Here is a 17,395-nt window from a genome sequence, read left to right as displayed (position 1 = left end):
GGTCAGGCCGCGGTCGACCCGAATTCAGGAACCGCATCCTTCAGGATGGTCCTGATGGTCGCCCGGTCGTCGCGTGCGATCGCCTGATCGAGCGCCGTGATCCATTTGCGCAGCGTCTGCATCGGCGGCTCGTTCGGCTGCGCGGCCATGATGCCGGCGACACCGATCTCGCGGGTCGGCTCTTCCGAGGCGAACAGGATCTCGTGCAGGCGCTCGCCCGGCCGCATCCCCGTGAACACGATCTCGATGTCGTAGCCGGGTTGCAGGCCGGAGAGACGGATCATGCGTTCGGCCAGATCGACGATCTTCACCGGCTGGCCCATGTTGAGCACGTAGACCGAGACGTCGTTGCGCGTCGTGCCGAGGGCGTGGGTCGCCGCCGTGATCACGAGGTCGCAGGCCTCGCGGATGGTCATGAAGTAGCGGACCATGTCGGGATGCGTCACCGTCACCGGGCCACCGGCCTCGATCTGGGCCTTGAATTTCGGCACCACCGAGCCGTTCGAGGCCAGCACATTGCCGAACCGGACCGAGATCAGCCGCATCGGCGGCTTGGCGCCGCCGCTGCCTGCCGCGAGGTCATGGTCGAGCGCCTGGCAGTACATTTCGGCGAACCGCTTGGTCAGGCCGAGCATCGACACCGGCTCGATCGCCTTGTCGGTCGAGATCATCACCATGGCTTCGGCGCCGGCGGCAAGCGCCGCGTCGGCGACGTTGATCGAGCCGAAGATGTTGGTTTTGACGCCCTCGCTCCAGTCGCGCTCGAGGATCGGCACGTGCTTGAGGGCGGCCGCGTGAAACACGATGTCCGGCTTGAACTCGGCCATCAGCCGCATGACGCGCTCGCGGTCGCGGATGTCGGCGATCCGCCCCTCGATCGCAGCGCCCGTGCCGTGCGCGGCGAGCGCCTCGGTGACCGCGTAGAGCGCCGGCTCGGAATTCTCCAGGACCAGCAGGCGCGCGGCGCCGAAGGCAACGATACGCTCGCAGATCTCCGAGCCGATCGAACCGCCGCCGCCGGTGACGATCACCGCCTTGCCCCGGATCAGCGCCTCCAGCCGCGCATAATCGATCTTTTCGCTCGGCCGCAGCAGCAGATCCTCGACCGCGACGGCGGTCAGCCGGGGCGTGTCGCCGCTCTCGAGCGAGGGCATGCGATTGACGATCACCCCCAGCTTGCGCGCCCGCATCAGGATCGATTCCGGATGGGCCTCCGGCTCGAACGCCGACGGCGTCATGACGACGCGCGCGATCGGCTTCTCGCGTTTGGCGAAGTCGGCGACGACGTCCTCGATATCGTCGATGTTGCCCAGCACCGGCACGTTGCGGATGAACTGGCCGCGATCGGAGCTCGACGGCGACAAGACGCCGACCGGCCAGATCCGCTTGATCGCCCCGCTCTCGATACCGCGCAGAAGCACCTCGGCATCCGCGGCGCGGCCGACCAGCAGCGTCGGCGCGGCATCTTCGGAGCGGGCATGGCGCCGCACCCGCGTGTAGCGGAAGTAGCGGTAAGCCATGCGCAAGGCGCTGAGAAAGAAGATCTCGAGGAACCAGTAGAGGACGATCGTCACCTTGCCGAGGAAGAAGGTGCCGCGGACGTTGGGAGCGACGAAGATGTAGTCGAGCGCCAGCAGCGCAACCGTGAGCACGCTCGCGACGCGGATGATGTTCATCGCGTCCGGCAGCGAGATGAAACGCCATTTCGTCGTGGTCAGGTTGAAGACGAAGAACACCACCACGCTGAAGGCGAGAAAATACGGCAGGATCTCGAACAGCAGCGGCAAGCGGTCGTAGAAATAGTCGCCGCCCTCGAAGCGCAGATAGAAGGCCGCGAACAGCGCCGCCGTGGTCGCCAGCAGGTCATGAAGCGCGATCAGAAAATTGCGCAAAGTGAGATGCGAAAGACGCGTCATCCGCCGACCGATGAATTTCCCTTGGAGGTGCAACCTGACCGCGCTGATAGCCCATCTCGGCAAGACTTGCCAGTCAACGGTTGCCAGTCAGGCCTTGCCGGCCCCGCGGCCGCTCAGGAACCGGCTTCCCGCACCTTCGCGCCCTCCCGCCGTGCCCGGATCACCATGCCGCCGGCGACGCCGACGCCGATGACGTACATCCAGCCCTCGTGGAAATCGAACAGATGGGAGTTGAACAGCGAGGTGAAGACGTTCTGCACCACGACCATCAGGCCGATCCAATAGGCCAGTCCGTCGCCACGAAACAGCAGGAGATGCAGGATCCAGACCGCATAGAGAACCACGACGCCGATGACACCCCATTGCACGGCGACGTTCAGCGTCTGGTTATGCGGATTGCCGATCACCTCCGCGGAGGCCTGGTAGAGGCCGCTGGGGGTGGCGACCTGCTCGAACAGGCCGCGCGTTGAGCCGGTGCCATGCCCCTTGATCGGCGCCTCCGCGAAGAAGCCGAGGGATTTTCGCCAGAACTCGAGCCGCAGGCCGAGCGAGGTCGGCTCGCCCTTCTCCTTGTAGCGGGTGTAGTCGCTGACAAAACTGTCGGCGGTCTTGCGCAATTGCGGCGAGGCCTGCCAGGCGATCGCGGCAGCGGCGATCAGGGCAGCCGAGATGATCGCGATGCTGCGCCATCTCAAATGAAGCAGCGCGAACACGCCGAACATGATCGGAACGGTGACGAGCGCGGTGCGCGACACCACCACGAAGGCCATGTTGACGAAGAAGCTCAACGCCAGCACCATCAGCAATCCGGCGAGCCAATAGCGCTTCTCGCGCAGCAGCAGCACGATCGGGTAAGCCAGCGCGACCGCGCAGAGCGCGAATTCCTGGCTCTGGTCGATGTAGTTCTTGACGAAGATGCCGTGCTCGAGCTGGTCGGGCTTGAGCGTCAAATTGGGATAGAAGGCGACCAGCCAGGACATCACCGAAAGCAGCGCGCAGGACACCAGGAAGGCGACGAAGATCCAGCGCCCGCGCGGCGAGCGCTCGAAATGATAGAGCAGCACGGGCAGCACGAGCAGCTTGACCGTCGGATTGACCGCATAGAGGCGCACGCCCCAGGCCGCATCCGACCACAGCGTTCCCACCAGCGCGAGCAGGACCAGCGCGATCGGCGCCGCGCAGATCGGGCGCGTCAGCGATTGCAGGAATGCCCTCAGGTCGAGGAACGGCACCATGCAGAGCAGAAACGCGACATTGAAGATCGCCGCGAGCGAGGTCGACCAGGGCAGCGAGGCCACCGTAAGGATCGCGAACAGATCGGCCGTCTCGCTCCAGGCCGCCGGGCTGCGGAAACGCCGCCACAGCATCTCGGCGGTCGTCTCCCTCGCAAGTGCCGTCACTTGGTCCCTCGGCGCGCGCGATGGACCAGGGCCGTCGTGCTGAAACCCTTGAGGATGTCGACCAGCACGACCGTTCCGCCGGCGGCCTCGACCACCTCGTGGCCGACCACCTGCTCGCGGGTATAGTCGCCGCCCTTGACCAGCACGCTCGGTGTGACGCGCGTGATCAAGTCGATCGGCGTGTCCTCATCGAAGATGACGACGAGGTCGACGGCTTCGAGCGCGGCCAGCACTTCCGCACGCGCCCGCTCGTCCTGGACCGGGCGATCCGCGCCCTTCAGCCTGCGCACCGAGGCGTCGCTGTTCAACCCGACGATCAGGCGGTCGCAGGCGGCGCGAGCCGCGGTCAGCACCTTGACGTGGCCGGGATGCAGGATGTCGAAGCAGCCATTGGTGAAGCCGACGCGCAGCCCCTGGCCCTTCCATTCGGCGAGCTGGGCCTCGAGCGTATCAGGCGCGGTCACGACCTTCTCCTCGGCCGCGAGAGTGGCATGCGGCAGGATCTTTCGCCGCAGCTCGGCAGCGCTCACGCTGGCGGTGCCCTGCTTGCCGACGGCGACGGCGGCCGCTGCGTTGGCCATGCGCAAGGCCGTGTCCCAATCCGCGCCTGCGGCAAGCGACACAGCGAGCGCCGCAGCGACGGTGTCGCCGGCGCCGGAGACGTCGCGCACCTTCACCGGGAAAGCCGGAACATGAACGGCGTCGCCATTGCGCGGAACCAGCGTCATGCCGTGTTCGCCCTGGGTCACCAGGATCGCCTCGCAATCGGCGAGCCGCATCACGTCCTCGCTGGCATCGACGATGCTCTGAATCGCATCGGCGCGGCTGCGCGTGGCTTCCGAGAATTCCTTGCGGTTGGGCGTAAGCAGCGTGGCGCCGCGATAGATCGCCCAGTTCAGGCTCTTGGGATCGACGATCACGGGCTTGCCGAGCTTTCGGGCGGCATCGATGGTGTGGCGGATCACGCGTGCCGTCAGCACGCCCTTGGCGTAGTCCGAGAGCAGCACGATATCGGCGCGCGCGATTTGGGGCACGATCGCCTCGATCAACTTCGTCTCGATAGCATCGGAGGCAGGTGCCGCCTGCTCCCAATCCGCCCGCAGCATGTGGGTGGAAAAATGCTCGGAGACGAAGCGGACCTTTCGCGTCGTCGGCCGCGACGGATCGCACACTAGCGCGCTCTCGATGCCGGCATGATCCGCCAGCGCGGCGACGAGCCGCTTACCCGCGTCATCTTCGCCGACGAGGCCGACGAAGACGCAGCGCGCGCCGAGGGAGGCGATATTGCGCGCGACGTTGCCGGCGCCGCCGATATGGATCTCGCTGCGCTGGGCAACGATCACCGGTGTCGGCGCTTCCGGCGAAATCCGCGACACCTCGCCATAGACGAACTCGTCCAGCATGATGTCGCCGATGCAGAGCACGGTGCGGCCGGAGATGGCTTGCGCGAGGGCATCGAAATCGAGAATGGGCGTCGGCATGATCAAAGGCCTCAGCGGAAGCGGTCGGGCCGGTCGAGATAATCGCCGACATAGGTCTTCACCGCATCCTCGAGCGTCGTGAAGCCGCCATTATAGCCGGCGCGGTGGAGACGATCGACCTTGCTCTCCGTGAAATATTGATAGCTGTTGCGGATGCTCTCGGGCATGTCGATGTATTCGATGTTGGGTTTGGCATCGAGCGCGGCATAGGCAGCCAACATCAACTCCCGGAAGCTACGCGCCTTGCCGGTGCCGACATTGAACAGCCCCGACACCGAGGGGGTCGCCAGCAGCCACATGATGACGCGCACGACGTCGTCGACATAGATGAAATCGCGGCGCTGGTCGCCGTCGGCGATGCCCTCGCGATGCGACTTGAACAGTTGCACGACGCGCCCCGCTTTGACGTCGTCGAAGCGGCGCGCCAGCACGCTCATCATCGCGCCCTTGTGGTATTCGTTCGGGCCGAACACGTTGAAGAATTTCAGGCCCGCCCATTGCGGCGGCAGCCGATCGCCGTTCGCGACGCGCTCGGCCACCGCGAGATCGAACAGCTGCTTGCTCCAGCCGTACAGATTCATCGGCCGCAGCTTCTTCAGCGCCGGCAGCGAGGCGTCGTCCTCAAAACCATCCGCGCCGTCACCATAGGTCGCTGCCGAGGAGGCGTAGATCAATGGCACCGCATTCGCCGTGCACCAGTCGAGCAGGCGCATCGAGAAGCGGAAATTGGTCTCGATCACGAGATCGCCGTCGGTCGCGGTGGTCTCGGAAATCGCCCCGAGATGGATCACGGCGTCGAGCTTGCGGCCGCTCAGCCAGTCAGGCAGCTCGGCCGGGGGAACGATATCCACAAGCTGGCGCTTGGCGAGATTGCGCCACTTGCCCTCGCTGCCGAGGCGGTCGCAGACCACGACGTCGCCATGGCCGGCGTCGTTCAGCGCAGCCACGACATTCGATCCGATAAAACCGGCTCCGCCGGTCACCAGCAACATTCCAACCATCCTGCCCGATTTTTGCGGCCCGATACCTGCCGTAGCGCATCATCTGCCAAAGTGTAAGCATTTTGGGGCCGGCTCTCTCCCCGGCTTTACCTGCCGGCTCGAAGCGGCTAACCGAACCGCCACATCAGAACCTTCGGTCCATCAACGAATGAACATTGATTCGCAACTTAGCGGAAGTGCAGACCGGAGTGACACGCGCCCGATCCTGATCGTTCCCTATATGTGGATCGGCGATTTCGTCCGGAATCACACCGTTGTCCGGGTTCTGAAGGAGCGATGGCCGAATCGGCCGGTCGATCTCCTGACCACGTCCCTCTGCGCTCCGCTGGTCGATTACATGCCCGGCGTGCGCGCCGGGCTCGTCTGGGACCTGCCCCGCAGCCGCCTCGCCGTCGCCCGCCAGCTCGGCCTGGCGAAGCTCCTGCGCGAGCGGAACTACGGCACCGCCCTGGTGTTGCCGCGGACCTGGAAGGCGGCCATTGCGCCCGCGCTGGCCGGCATCCCCGAGCGGGTCGGCTTCGTCGGCGAATTCCGGTTTGGCCTGCTCAACCGCTGGCGCTGGGGTGAGAAGCAACTGCCCCGCTTCATCGACAAGAATGCCGCGTTGGCCCAGCGCGACGGCGCGCCCCTGCCTCCGGAATGGCCGGTGCCGCAATTGCGGGTGCCGGCCGAGGACATCGACCGCTGGCGCCAGGCCAATGGCCTCAGCGCCGCGGCAGCCGTGGCGCTCGCCCCCGGCTCGGTCGGGGTGTCAAAGCGCTGGACCTCCTATCCCGAGGCCGCCCGCTTGCTGGCCGAGCGCGGGCTCGAGGTCTGGGTGGTCGGCGGCCCCGCGGAAAAGGGTCTTGCTCAGGAGATCGTCGCCGTCGGTGGTCCCGGGGTGCGCGACCTCACCGGCAACGATCTGCGCAACGGCGTCCTGGCCATGGCGGCGGCCGGCGTCGCCATCTCCAACGATTCCGGCCTGATGCACATCGCGGCTGCGCTCGGCACGCCCACCATGGGCATCTTCGGCCCGACCAGCCCCTATCTCTGGGCCCCCCTCAACGGCCTCGCCGCGACCGTGGTGCAGAACAAGAGCGTGCTGTCGTGCCAGCCTTGCCAGAGCACGATCTGCAAGATGAACGATCACCGCTGCATGCGGGATATTGCGGCGGCGGAGGTGGTGGGGATTGCGGAGAGGGTGCTGGGGGAGAAGGGCGCGCGGGCTACGACGTAGCGCGTCCTTCGGTGGCGTCGTCATTTTCCAACAGATCGAGAATGCGGTCTGACAACTTGGCATCGAGTTCATCAAGGCTCTCAGCTTCCGTGACAAGTCCCGGAAGGTCAGAACTCTCGGCAGTCCACACAGCCGCTTCGGTATCCCAAATCGCTTGAACGAGAATGAGATGGCCCATTTTCGGCGCTCCACCTGAGGCAGCTTCTGTCCATCAAGCAGTCATCACCAGGTACGACAACCGCCCGGGCCGGATGTCGCAACGATGAAACTCTAGGCGTGTTTTGCCCGACGCGTCAACTAGATTTCGCAAAATCCGCAGAAGATCGCCTTAGACATCCAAGCCGTTGATTCCGCTGGTACCGGCCTACTGTGCATGGGGTTGTTTTCGCTGTTTTGTTCGCGACCCCGCAAAGCGGCGGTTCAGAGCAGCGACCGATAGACGTCGCCGATCCGCGCCGCTTCGGCGTCAAGACTGAACTGCTGGAGCACCCGCGCCCGCCCGCGCTCGCCCATCGCAGTCGCGGCAGCCACATCGCGCATCAGCGGCTCGAGCGCGGCCGCTAGCGCCTCCGCCTCCCCGGTCGGAATCAGCACGCCGCTCACGCCATCCTCGACCACGAGTTCGGCCGCACCGGCGCGCGCGGCGACGAGCGCACTGCCGGCCGCCATCGCCTCGATCAGCGTCAAGCCAAAGCCTTCGTTGCGCGAGGTGAAGGCGTAGATCGTCAGCCGCTGATACCAGCGCTGCACCTGCTCGATCGGCAGCTCGCCGGTGATGACGATACGCGATTGTAGGCCGGCGGCCTCGATGCGCTTCTTGAGATCGCTCGCAAAAGCAGTTTGCTCAGCGGTGATCTGGCCGACGATGACTGCAGTGAAATCCGGATAGCGCGGCAGCAGCCGGCACATCGCATCGACGAACACATCCGTGCCCTTCTGCGCGCGCACGCGGCCGAAGCAGCCGATGGCATAACGGCCCGGCAAGCCGCTTTCCGCGAAGGCCGCGGCGCGATCGATCGGCGGCGCATAGACATCGGTGTCGGCGCCGTGCGGGATCACGGTGGCCTTCACTTTGAGGAACGAGGCCGAGATGTCGGAGGTCGCGATGATCGCGTCCATCTGCCGGATCAGCCAGCGCGTGATCCAGCTGTGATGCCGCTGCGCCGCCGAGGTGAACACTAGCTTGAGCGGCCAGCCGAGCGCGCGCAACACGACGCCTGCGATCATCTCGTTGTTGCGGCGCGCGTGCCAGATCAAGGGCGTCCTGCGGCGCCACAGCTTCAGCAGATCGGCGCTGCTCAACAGCGCTATCCCCTCCGGCGCGTTCGAGCCGAACCATGCGGCGCGATAGAGTTTCGCCAGCCGCGGCGCCACCATCCGGTTGGTCGCGGTGACCCCGGAATAGCGCCTGTGCAGATTTGGCACGATCACTTGCAGATCGCCCGGGGAATTCGTCACGTCATGCTCCGTCTGGTGCGTCCCCTATACGCAACATTAAGCATAGTGACCAGTTCAGGGCGCCCGAAACCCCCTCTTCACCGCGCAAACGTTAACTTGGCGCGTTGATCGAAGACGGGTGAGATCATGACTGTGCTAGTCACCGGCGGCGCCGGCTATATCGGAAGTCACACGGTCCTTGCGCTGGCGGAAGCCGGCGAGGACGTGGTCGTGATTGACGATCTCTCGACCGGTTTCTCCGCTTACTTGCCGGAAGGCGTGCCGCTGTTCATCGGCGATGCCGGCGACGAGAATTTGCTCGAAGGCGTGATCGCCCAGCACGACATCGAGAGCATCATCCATTTCGCGGGCTCGGTGGTCGTGCCGGAGTCGATGCGCGATCCGCTCGGCTACTACCGCAACAACTTCATGACCGCGCGCAATCTGCTCAACGTCGCGGTCAAGCGCAGCATCAACCGTTTCATCTTCTCCTCGACCGCGGCCGTCTACGGCAATCCGGACCTGGTGCCGGTGCCCGAGCACGCACCGACGCGGCCGCTGTCGCCCTACGGCTCGTCGAAGCTGATGACCGAGATCATGCTGCACGACGTCGCCGCCGCCTACGGCATGCAATACGTGACCTTGCGCTACTTCAACGTCGCCGGAGCCGATCCGCAGGCCCGCATTGGCCTAGCCACCGTCGGCGCCACGCATCTGCTCAAGATCGCGGTCGAGGCCGCGACCGGCCAGCGCGCCAAGATCGATGTGTTCGGCACCGACTATCCGACCCAGGACGGCAGCTGCATCCGCGATTTCATCCACGTCACGGACCTGTCGCAGGCCCATCGCTCCGCGCTCGCCTATTTGCGCAATGGCGGCGCCTCGACGACGCTGAATTGCGGCTATGGCCGCGGCTATTCGGTGCTCGAGACCATCGATGCCGTGCGCCGGGTTTCGGGGCGCAGCTTCGCCGTCCAGTATGCCCCGCGCCGGCCCGGCGACATCATGACCATGGTCGCCGACACCAGCCGGATCCGCGGCCTGCTCGACTGGAGGCCGCAATACGAGGACCTCGAGACCATCGCAGCCCACGCTCTGGCCTGGGAGGACAAGCTGTTCCGCGACCGCCATGGCGAACTGCGCCACGCCGCCTCGGCCTAGATTCCATCCAAGCGCAAGCCCTTAATTGGGCTTGAAAAACCTCGCTTGAGCGGGCACAGAGACCATTCGATCCCTGACGCGCGCGCAGACCTTTCCCTGCGCCGTCAATGGACTACGGATGGCCCAGTTTCCAAAGAAAATCACCGACGATCCCTATGCGGCGATGGTCCTCATTCGCCGCCTGGTCATGGAACAGAGCGTCATCTATTGGCGGCGCTACCTCGTTGCCTTCGCGCTGATGGCGCTTGCCGCCGGATCGACCGCGGGCGCGACCTACGTGCTCGGCCAGGTCATCAACCAGGCCTATGTCGACAAGAACATCCCGGGCATCGCGATGTTCTCGGGCATTACCGTGATCCTGCTCTTCATCAAGGGCGTGGCGACCTACGGCCACATGGTGATCCTGACCAAGATCAGTAACGCGATCCTCGCCACCAACCAGCGCCAGCTGTTCGCCAAGCTGATGCGCGAGAGCGTCGGCTTCTTCTCCGAGCGGCATTCGTCCGAATTCCTGGCGCGGCTGACGGCCGGTGCGAAATCCATCACCGACGTCCTCACCATGCTGGTCAACGCCGTCGGGCGCGACCTCATGATGCTGCTCGCCATGATCGGCGTGATGGTGTGGCAGGATCCGCTGATGTCGCTCATCGGCCTCGTCGCGGTGCCGCCGGCGATGCTGGTGCTGCGCAAGCTGGTCAAGCGCATCAAGGGTCTCGCCTTCAACCAGTTCACCGGCACCGCCGACATCATGGAGACGATGCAGGAATCGCTCCAGGGCATCCGCACGGTGAAGGCATTCACGCTCGAAGAGACGATGCAGAAGCGCATCGATGAGAACATCGCGGTCGTCGAACGCAACGCCAACAAGATGGCCCGCGTCGCCAACCGCTCCAATCCGCTGATGGAAATGCTCGGTGGCTTCGCGGTCGCCGGCTGTTTGCTCTATGGCGGCTACAGCGTGGTGGCGCTCAACGCCACGCCCGGCGCGTTCTTCTCGTTCATGACCGCCTTCCTGATGGCGACCGAGCCGGCCAAGCGGCTGGCGCGGCTCAACATCGACCTCAACAGCCAGCTCGTCGGCGCGCGCATGCTGCTCGAGGTCGTCGACAGTCCCGCCAGCGAGCATTCCGACGACGACAAGCCGGCGCTGAAGCTGTCCGAGGCGAAGATCGAGATGCGCGACGTCAGCTTCTCCTATCGCGCCGGCGAGACCGTCCTCGACCGCATGAGTTTTGTCGCCGAGCCCGGCAAGGTCACTGCGCTGGTCGGCCCCTCCGGCGGCGGCAAATCGACGGTGCTGGCGCTGCTGCTGCGCTTCTACGAGGTGACACAAGGCGACATCGTGATCGATGGCCAGTCGATCGGCGCGATCGCGCGAAAGTCGCTACGCGCACAGACCGCCTATGTCGGGCAGGACGTCTATCTGTTCCGCGACACCATCCGCAACAACATCGCCTTCGGCAAACCGGGCGCGAGCGAGAACGACATCATCGAGGCTGCGAAAGCCGCCTGCGCCCACGACTTCATCATGAGCTTCCCGCTCGGCTACGACACGCCGGTCGGCGAACACGGCACGCAGCTCTCGGGCGGCCAGCGCCAGCGCATCGCGGTCGCCCGCGCGCTGATCAAGAACGCGCCGATCATCCTGCTCGATGAAGCCACCGCTGCGCTCGACTCGGAGTCCGAGCGGCAGGTGCAAGAAGCGATCGAGCATCTCTGCCGGAACCGCACCACCATCGTGATCGCACACCGTCTGCACACCATCATGCATGCCGACGCGATCCTGGTGGTCGAGGGCGGCGAGATCGTCGAGCAGGGCCGCCACGACGAATTGCTGCGCCGCTCCGGCCGCTACGCCTCGTTCTTCCGTCTTCAGCACCACGACATCGGCGCCTTGGCGCTGGCGCCGATCAGCGCAACCGCATAAAGTCCGTTCCACCCCAAGAGCAGCGAGACCGCTTCATGAACGCCGCCTCCTACGTCATCCCGCTTCCGCCCCAGGCTTCGCTTCCCGTCGCCGGTGAGGCCGGCCGTTATCCGGTGCGCCGCATCTGGTGCGTCGGCCGCAACTATCTCGAGCACATCCGCGAGATGGGCAATGACGAGCGCGCGCCGCCGTTCTTCTTCGCCAAGCATGCCGACATGCTGGTGCCCGATGGCGCCACCATTCCCTATCCGCCGCTGACCAAGGATCTGCATCACGAGGTCGAGCTAGTGGTCGCGATGAAGAGCGGCGGGCTGAACATTCCCGCCGACAAGGCGCTCGACCATGTCTACGGCTACGCCGTCGGCATCGACCTGACCCGCCGCGACCTCCAGATCGCCTCGCGCAAGAAAGAGCGTCCGTGGGAAGTCGGGAAGTCGTTCGACGGCTCCGCGCCCTGCTCCGCGGTGCAGCCGGCCTCGAAGATCGGCCATCCCTCCAAGGGCAAGATCTGGCTCACGGTCAACGGCAAGGAAGCCCAGAAGGGCGACCTCACCGAGCTGATCTGGAACGTGCCGGAAATCATCTGGCAGCTCTCGCAGCAGGTGAAGCTCGCCGCCGGCGATATCATCATGACGGGCACGCCGGCCGGCGTGTCGCAACTTCAGCCCGGCGACAAGCTCGAATGCGGCATCGACGGCGTCGGCACGCTGAAGGTCTCGATCGGCCAGCCGGAATAGGCTGCGCAATACCTCGAAATCACGCAACACCCCGAAATCAAAAGGCTCCGGACATCGTCCGGGGCCTTTTTGATTCCGATCGCCCCTACCAGGCCTTCACCGGCCGATTGGCATGGCTCGTCTGCGGCACACCGCGATTGAGCGACATGTGCGAATGCACACACAGCCAACCATCACCACCTCTTGAAAACACCATCGTTGCCCGGCCCGGCCGCGGAAACGAATTGCCATCGGGATGATAGCCCGTGCTCGTCCACGGCGCGATCACGGTCGCCATCGCGCCATCCGGTGACGCCAAGACCGAGGTCTGGTCGAGGACGAAGCGGAAGTCGGTCGTCTTCGGCCAGACATTGTCCCATTGCATCGTGACCCACCGGTCCAGACCCGGGATGACGTCGTTGTGGGTGCCGAAGGCCAGCACGTCCGGGTGAAAGAGCGGCCGCGCCGAGGCATAGTCGACCTCGCGGACATAGCCCGCGAAGGTTTCCAACCACCGGCGGAAGAACTGCGCCATCTCGATGTTCGCGATCGGCAAGGAGGCCATTGCTGCTCCATATTCGGCCGTTAAACGGCGGCAATCTTGTTGCCATGGGCTGAACTATCCAGCAAGACTTGCCCTTACTGAACTAGAGCCAACTTATGTGGCTTTGGTGTTCTTCCCCGTATCGCGTAGGAAGGTGAGATGAATGATTTCACCCAGGCGTTTCAACTGGCAGCGATGCTGATCAGCCGCTTTGATCCACAGCTCCGCGATATCGTGGTCCTATCCCTGGGAGTGAGCCTGACAGCAAGCGGCTTGGCCTTCATTGTTGGCTCGCCATTCGGCTTGACATTGGCTATCTGCCGTTTCCCCGGCAAGCAGGCCCTGATTGTAGCCGCAAACGCTCTTCTCGGTTTGCCTCCGGTAGTCGTCGGTCTCGCAGTTTATCTGCTGCTTTCCCGCTCCGGCCCGCTGGGTTCTCTCGGGATCTTGTTTACCCCGACAGCCATGATAATCGCGCAGGCCATACTCGGCATCCCGATCGTGGTCGCCCTGGTGCACCGCATGACGGTGGATCTCTGGGCCACCTATGGTGAGGCGTTGCTCGTTGACGGAGCCTCGCATGTCCGGGCTGCAGCCTCGCTTATGAACATCGGCCGCGAAGGGCTGATCGTCGCCTTTCTTGCTGCGTTTGGTCGAGCTATCGCGGAGGTCGGCGCGATAATCATCGTTGGGGGCAACATACGAGGCTACACCCGAACAATGACGACTGCGATCGCGCTGGAGACGAGCAAGGGTGAGTTGAGCTTCGCGCTTGCGCTTGGCATAATCCTTATCGTCCTCTCGATGACCGTGAGCACGCTCAGCCACGTCTTCGGACGCGCCTTAGGCCGGTGAGACGGCAACGAATACTTGCAGGGAAGTTCATCCATGATCCGCCGGTTGTTCAGCTCGATTAGTCCTCAAATAGCAATCTGGCTGGCCCTGTCGTGCGCGCCCGTCTCGGCGCAACATCAAGCCATCACCGTGGCTTCGACGACATCAACGCAAGACTCGGGATTGTTCGAATATCTGCTGCCGATCTTCCGAGACAAGACCGGCATCGAAGTGAGGGTCCTCGCACAGGGCACCGGGCAGGCGCTGGACACGGCACGCCGGGGCGATGCCGATGTCGTGTTCGTTCATGCCAAATCAGCCGAGGAAAAATTCCTAGCCGAAGGGTTTGGCGTCAGGCGTTATCCGGTCATGTATAACGACTTCGTCATTGTGGGGCCGAAGGACGATCCTGCCGGGATTCGAGGCCTCGACGTGGTCGCATCGCTACAGACCATACAGACGAAGGCTGTTCCCTTCATCTCCCGTGGAGATCGATCCGGTACGCACATAGCCGAGCTTGCACTCTGGAAGGCTGCGGGCATCGACATCGCAAAGGATCGCGGCAGCTGGTACAAGGAGATCGGTCAGGGAATGGGAGCTGCACTCAACGTCGCATCGGCATCCAATGCTTACGTCCTTGCCGACCGTGGCACTTGGCTGGCTTTCAAGAAGCGCGGTGACCTTGCGATCCTCGTCGAAGGCGACAAGCGGCTTTTCAACCAATACGGGGTGATGCTGGTCAATCCGGCAAAACACCCGACCGTGAAGAAAGAGGCGGGCCAACGATTCATCGATTGGCTTATCTCGTCGGAGGGACAGAATGCGATCGCAGGCTACAAGATCGAAGGCCAGCAGCTCTTCCATCCAAACGCGAACGACCCAAATGCCTGAAGAGATTCGTAGGGCGGATTAGCGAAGCGTAATCCGCCAAATCCAACGCATCAAAGCGGTGGATTGCGCTTCGCCAATTCACCCTACGCACCTGCTCCAAATTTAGCTCAACGCCGACAGCACGATCAGGCCGAGGATCAGCGCCGTCAGCGAATATTTCAGCGTGTAGTAGACGTTGCGATTCCACTCCTTGACCTTGCGGCTGCCGAGATGGATCTCGTAGAGCTTGCCGAACACCTTGTTGAGCATGCCGACATTCTCGCCGTCGACGTTCTGGGTCGCCGACGCCTTGACGATGTGATGGCTGACCCAGCGGTTGATCGCGGTCATGAAGCCGAACTTCATCGGGCGTTCGACGTCGCAGAACAGGATGATGCGATTGACGTCGGTCGCGTTCTCGGCGCTGTGGATGAAGGTCTCGTCGAACATGAAGGCCTCGCCGTCGCGCCAGACGCATTCGACGCCGTCGACCAGGATGCGGCACTTGTTCGAGTTCGGCGTAACGAGGCCGAGATGATAGCGCAGCGAACCGGCGAAGGGATCGCGGTGCGCGCCAAGCTTGCCGCCCGGCGGCAGCATCGCGAACATCGCGCCGTGCACGCTCGGAATCGAGTTGAGCAGCTCCACCGTGTTCGGACACAGCGCGCGCGCCGACGGCAGGAAGTCGTCGTACCATTTCAGGTAAAAGCGCTTCCAGCCGCTTTTGAAGAACGAGTAGAAGCCCCAATCATTGTTCTTCGCCGCGGCGCGGATAAAACCTTCGTCGAACAGGCGGACGGCCTCGTCGCGGATCATCTCCCAGTTCTCGCTCAGCGGCTTCAACTCGGGAAATTGCTCGACGGCGATGACGGGCTTGTTCGGCACGGCCGAGCCCGCATACATCAGCACGTTGTAGGGTGCGAGATAGGTCGAGTGGTCGCCGAGCTGGCGCGCAAAGCGCAGCCGCTGCTTGCCGCGGAAGTGAACGTAAATCGTCGATGCCGCAAGCACATACAAAATGACAAGTTGAGGTGCAAAAAGCTGCTTCAGCATTTCCCCAAATCCCGAGTGAACCCAGCCGGGGACGTGATCTACTCCGGCGGGGCCCGAGCGGCAAGATATTCACCGCTGGGTTGCGGTCACACCGGGAGAGCTGAGGATGGAACTTAGGCCGAAACGGACCGAATCAGACCCGCGACAGCGCCTGAAGACCCTTGAAGGTCAGGCGCTTGGGGTCGGTGACGCCGGCGAGATAGAGCCGGCGGATAAAGGCAATGACGGCGTCGCGGTCGCAATCGGTCAGCGCGACGACGGCGTCGACCGCGATCTTCTGGGCTTCCATTGGGCTCACCTCGGCCTTGCGGGTAACCCCGGCCGAGACAGGCTAGGACTCACCGGTTAATCCGGCGTTAACCGTTCGGGCAGCATGGCCGATTCACCTCGGGGCCCGTATACGCAAAACAACGCATTGCCGGGCGTGCCAACCAACACGCCCCTGATCCAGTCCCGAGCCTTGCTTTGCCATTTCAGCGACCACTACCTGGCGCCTGGTTTTGTGGTGCCGGGAGCAAACGACTTCAGCAATTCGGCTTGCTGCAGGACCAGCTCGCACTGCTTGCGCGCATGGCTGCTCGAAAGTTCAACCAGTTCCGAGAGCGTTTTGGCGCGGCTCAGCTCCCGCGTATATTGCAACGTCGCGCCCGCATTCACTTTCATCATTTCGAGTACGATCGCGTGACACTCAGCGGCTGGTCCCTTGAGGAGGTCGCTTTCCGGACTGGCAAGGTCCTTCGTGTAATCCAATGCAGCGTGCACACCCGCCTTCATTGCCTCCAGGGCGCAAGCCTGCATGTCCTTGGCAATTTCCACGGCTATATCCGTGGTGGTGCTGTTGGAATCTTGGAATTGTGCGGAGCGCGGCGCCACCTGCGCAGACGACGGCATCGCGACACTCCCGTTGACTGCCGCTGGAACGCCCGTCTGAGCAGGTGGCTTTGCTGTCTGCTCGACCTGCGGTCCATCGTCCCGGGCGAGCGGGACCGGGCTGGGCGATATTCCCAGCAGGCCTTCGTCGATGGTGCGGCTGGCCGCCGCCGTCAGTTCCACCAGTGAACGACGCCTGGTGCGCGCAACTTCAGCAGGCTGTCTTGAGGGCGGCTTGCGCATGATCAGGCGACTCCACGACGAGGTGCTTCGAGATCCAATCCCAGAGTGCAACGATTTCGTCCGAGGCTTTTCCCTTCGGGGCGAACTCGGTGACGCCCAATCCTGCCCCGAGCGCATCCTGGTGGTCGTTGCGCTGCGCGATGAAGGGAAGTGCGAGCACGCCGAGGGAGTTCAGCGACGTTGCAGCCTCACTCAGTCGGCCGCCCCGCGTGGGAGTTTGGTTGAGGATGAAGGCAAAACGGCGGTTGAGCCTGCGAATGGCAATCAGCGTAGGTATTGCTGCCTCGATATCGGCCGGGCTGGGACGTGCCGGGATGAGACAAAGATCAGCCTTGGCGATGGCACGCATCGCCAAGGCGTTGTTCGTGGCTGCCGTGTCGATGATTGCGAGCCAGATCCCGTCAGCATCGAGGCGAGATATCACCGGATCGATATCGGCCGGATCAACGATGCGATCGACGTGAGGATAGGACTTCGTCCGCCGCTCTTTCCATTTCGCGATCGTTCCTTGCGCATCCGCCTCGACGAGAGCGACACGCTCTCCTTGCGCCATCGCGGCCACTGCGAGTCCTGTCGCCAGCGTGCTCTTGCCGCTTCCACCTTTTTGCGTGACCAGAGCAAGGACATACATATCCTGCGCTCCCCTCAATTGGCTGCGACGTGGAACCCACACATTGTCGGAAATAAATCGCAGTGCGGCGCACAATACTACTTCAAGTCGCG

17 protein-coding genes are annotated in these 17,395 nt (G+C 63.7%); 6 read left to right on the top strand and 11 right to left on the bottom strand.

Annotated features, from left to right (window positions below; all coding sequences use genetic code 11):
• Window positions 1-2: 2 nt before the first annotated feature.
• From JJE66_RS31655 to rfaD, 4 genes are all read right to left on the bottom strand, one after another.
• On the bottom strand, window positions 3-1,916 hold the full coding sequence (locus JJE66_RS31655; protein ID WP_200519230.1) for an SDR family NAD(P)-dependent oxidoreductase: 1,914 nt from the start codon (window positions 1,914-1,916) through the stop codon (window positions 3-5).
• 113 nt (window positions 1,917-2,029) lie between these two features.
• Entirely contained in the window at window positions 2,030-3,316 is a 1,287-nt protein-coding gene (locus JJE66_RS31650; protein WP_200519228.1) for an O-antigen ligase, read from the bottom strand.
• Entirely contained in the window at window positions 3,313-4,797 is a 1,485-nt protein-coding gene (gene rfaE1, locus JJE66_RS31645; protein WP_200519226.1) for a D-glycero-beta-D-manno-heptose-7-phosphate kinase, read from the bottom strand. Before rfaE1 ends, JJE66_RS31650 begins: the two co-directional genes overlap by 4 nt.
• Before the next feature lie 11 nt (window positions 4,798-4,808).
• Window positions 4,809-5,789: an ADP-glyceromanno-heptose 6-epimerase gene (gene rfaD / locus JJE66_RS31640; protein ID WP_200519224.1), complete on the bottom strand. Its 981-nt coding sequence runs from the start codon at window positions 5,787-5,789 to the stop codon at window positions 4,809-4,811.
• A gap of 157 nt (window positions 5,790-5,946) precedes the next feature.
• Here rfaD and waaF point away from each other — a divergent pair, with 157 nt between their 5' ends.
• Complete coding sequence (gene waaF / locus JJE66_RS31635) at window positions 5,947-7,017, top strand: lipopolysaccharide heptosyltransferase II (protein WP_200519222.1); 1,071 nt, start codon at window positions 5,947-5,949, stop codon at window positions 7,015-7,017.
• Here waaF and JJE66_RS31630 read toward each other — a convergent pair.
• Both JJE66_RS31630 and JJE66_RS31625 read right to left on the bottom strand, forming a co-directional pair.
• The gene (locus JJE66_RS31630) at window positions 7,007-7,195 is read right to left on the bottom strand and encodes a DUF1902 domain-containing protein (protein ID WP_200519220.1); all 189 of its coding nucleotides are present in this window, start codon (window positions 7,193-7,195) and stop codon (window positions 7,007-7,009) included. The genes waaF and JJE66_RS31630 overlap by 11 nt on opposite strands.
• A 242-nt stretch (window positions 7,196-7,437) precedes the next feature.
• The gene (locus JJE66_RS31625) at window positions 7,438-8,475 is read right to left on the bottom strand and encodes a glycosyltransferase family 4 protein (protein ID WP_200519218.1); all 1,038 of its coding nucleotides are present in this window, start codon (window positions 8,473-8,475) and stop codon (window positions 7,438-7,440) included.
• A gap of 126 nt (window positions 8,476-8,601) precedes the next feature.
• Between JJE66_RS31625 and galE the strand changes: the two genes are divergently transcribed.
• From galE to JJE66_RS31610, 3 genes are all read left to right on the top strand, one after another.
• A complete protein-coding gene (gene galE, locus JJE66_RS31620; protein WP_200519215.1) occupies window positions 8,602-9,615 on the top strand; it encodes a UDP-glucose 4-epimerase GalE in 1,014 nt (337 codons plus the stop codon).
• Between the two features lie 118 nt (window positions 9,616-9,733).
• Window positions 9,734-11,542, top strand: coding sequence for an ABC transporter ATP-binding protein (locus tag JJE66_RS31615; RefSeq protein ID WP_200519213.1), 1,809 nt, complete (start codon window positions 9,734-9,736; stop codon window positions 11,540-11,542).
• Window positions 11,543-11,577: 35 nt separating this feature from the next.
• Window positions 11,578-12,279 (top strand): fumarylacetoacetate hydrolase family protein, encoded by a 702-nt coding sequence (locus JJE66_RS31610; protein WP_200519211.1) that lies wholly within the window; start codon window positions 11,578-11,580, stop codon window positions 12,277-12,279.
• 85 nt (window positions 12,280-12,364) lie between these two features.
• Here JJE66_RS31610 and JJE66_RS31605 read toward each other — a convergent pair whose 3' ends face one another.
• Entirely contained in the window at window positions 12,365-12,823 is a 459-nt protein-coding gene (locus tag JJE66_RS31605) for a nuclear transport factor 2 family protein (protein ID WP_200519209.1), read from the bottom strand.
• Window positions 12,824-12,961: 138 nt separating this feature from the next.
• Here JJE66_RS31605 and JJE66_RS31600 point away from each other — a divergent pair, with 138 nt between their 5' ends.
• Together JJE66_RS31600 and JJE66_RS31595 are read left to right on the top strand one after the other, a co-directional pair.
• Entirely contained in the window at window positions 12,962-13,657 is a 696-nt protein-coding gene (locus JJE66_RS31600) for an ABC transporter permease (protein WP_200519207.1), read from the top strand.
• Between the two features lie 33 nt (window positions 13,658-13,690).
• Window positions 13,691-14,527, top strand: coding sequence for a substrate-binding domain-containing protein (locus JJE66_RS31595; protein WP_200519201.1), 837 nt, complete (start codon window positions 13,691-13,693; stop codon window positions 14,525-14,527).
• 102 nt (window positions 14,528-14,629) lie between these two features.
• Here JJE66_RS31595 and JJE66_RS31590 read toward each other — a convergent pair whose 3' ends face one another.
• From JJE66_RS31590 to JJE66_RS31575, 4 genes are all read right to left on the bottom strand, one after another.
• A complete protein-coding gene (locus JJE66_RS31590) occupies window positions 14,630-15,559 on the bottom strand; it encodes an aspartyl/asparaginyl beta-hydroxylase domain-containing protein (RefSeq protein ID WP_200519197.1) in 930 nt (309 codons plus the stop codon).
• 133 nt (window positions 15,560-15,692) lie between these two features.
• Window positions 15,693-15,848 (bottom strand): hypothetical protein, encoded by a 156-nt coding sequence (locus JJE66_RS31585; protein WP_167768006.1) that lies wholly within the window; start codon window positions 15,846-15,848, stop codon window positions 15,693-15,695.
• 194 nt (window positions 15,849-16,042) lie between these two features.
• Window positions 16,043-16,672, bottom strand: coding sequence for a phasin family protein (locus JJE66_RS31580; RefSeq protein ID WP_200519195.1), 630 nt, complete (start codon window positions 16,670-16,672; stop codon window positions 16,043-16,045).
• Window positions 16,641-17,378 (bottom strand): AAA family ATPase, encoded by a 738-nt coding sequence (locus JJE66_RS31575; protein ID WP_246756731.1) that lies wholly within the window; start codon window positions 17,376-17,378, stop codon window positions 16,641-16,643. The genes JJE66_RS31580 and JJE66_RS31575 overlap by 32 nt, the downstream gene beginning before the upstream one ends.
• Window positions 17,379-17,395: the final 17 nt, after the last annotated feature.

Origin of the sequence: Bradyrhizobium diazoefficiens (assembly GCF_016612535.1) — a bacterium.
In the GTDB taxonomy this organism is placed as follows: Bacteria; Pseudomonadota; Alphaproteobacteria; order Rhizobiales; family Xanthobacteraceae; genus Bradyrhizobium; species Bradyrhizobium diazoefficiens_C.
This window is presented reverse-complemented; position numbering and strand designations above follow the sequence as displayed.

Coding starts and splice junctions, on each gene's coding strand:
- JJE66_RS31610 (WP_200519211.1), top strand. CDS start 11,578: ATGAACGCCGCCTCCTACGTCATCCCGCTTCCGCCCCAGGCTTCGCTT.
- rfaE1 (WP_200519226.1), bottom strand. CDS start 4,797: ATGCCGACGCCCATTCTCGATTTCGATGCCCTCGCGCAAGCCATCTCC.
- JJE66_RS31580 (WP_200519195.1), bottom strand. CDS start 16,672: ATGCGCAAGCCGCCCTCAAGACAGCCTGCTGAAGTTGCGCGCACCAGG.
- galE (WP_200519215.1), top strand. CDS start 8,602: ATGACTGTGCTAGTCACCGGCGGCGCCGGCTATATCGGAAGTCACACG.
- JJE66_RS31655 (WP_200519230.1), bottom strand. CDS start 1,916: ATGACGCGTCTTTCGCATCTCACTTTGCGCAATTTTCTGATCGCGCTT.
- waaF (WP_200519222.1), top strand. CDS start 5,947: ATGAACATTGATTCGCAACTTAGCGGAAGTGCAGACCGGAGTGACACG.
- JJE66_RS31600 (WP_200519207.1), top strand. CDS start 12,962: ATGAATGATTTCACCCAGGCGTTTCAACTGGCAGCGATGCTGATCAGC.
- rfaD (WP_200519224.1), bottom strand. CDS start 5,789: ATGTTGCTGGTGACCGGCGGAGCCGGTTTTATCGGATCGAATGTCGTG.
- JJE66_RS31615 (WP_200519213.1), top strand. CDS start 9,734: ATGGCCCAGTTTCCAAAGAAAATCACCGACGATCCCTATGCGGCGATG.
- JJE66_RS31590 (WP_200519197.1), bottom strand. CDS start 15,559: ATGCTGAAGCAGCTTTTTGCACCTCAACTTGTCATTTTGTATGTGCTT.
- JJE66_RS31605 (WP_200519209.1), bottom strand. CDS start 12,823: ATGGCCTCCTTGCCGATCGCGAACATCGAGATGGCGCAGTTCTTCCGC.
- JJE66_RS31630 (WP_200519220.1), bottom strand. CDS start 7,195: ATGGGCCATCTCATTCTCGTTCAAGCGATTTGGGATACCGAAGCGGCT.
- JJE66_RS31585 (WP_167768006.1), bottom strand. CDS start 15,848: ATGGAAGCCCAGAAGATCGCGGTCGACGCCGTCGTCGCGCTGACCGAT.
- JJE66_RS31595 (WP_200519201.1), top strand. CDS start 13,691: ATGATCCGCCGGTTGTTCAGCTCGATTAGTCCTCAAATAGCAATCTGG.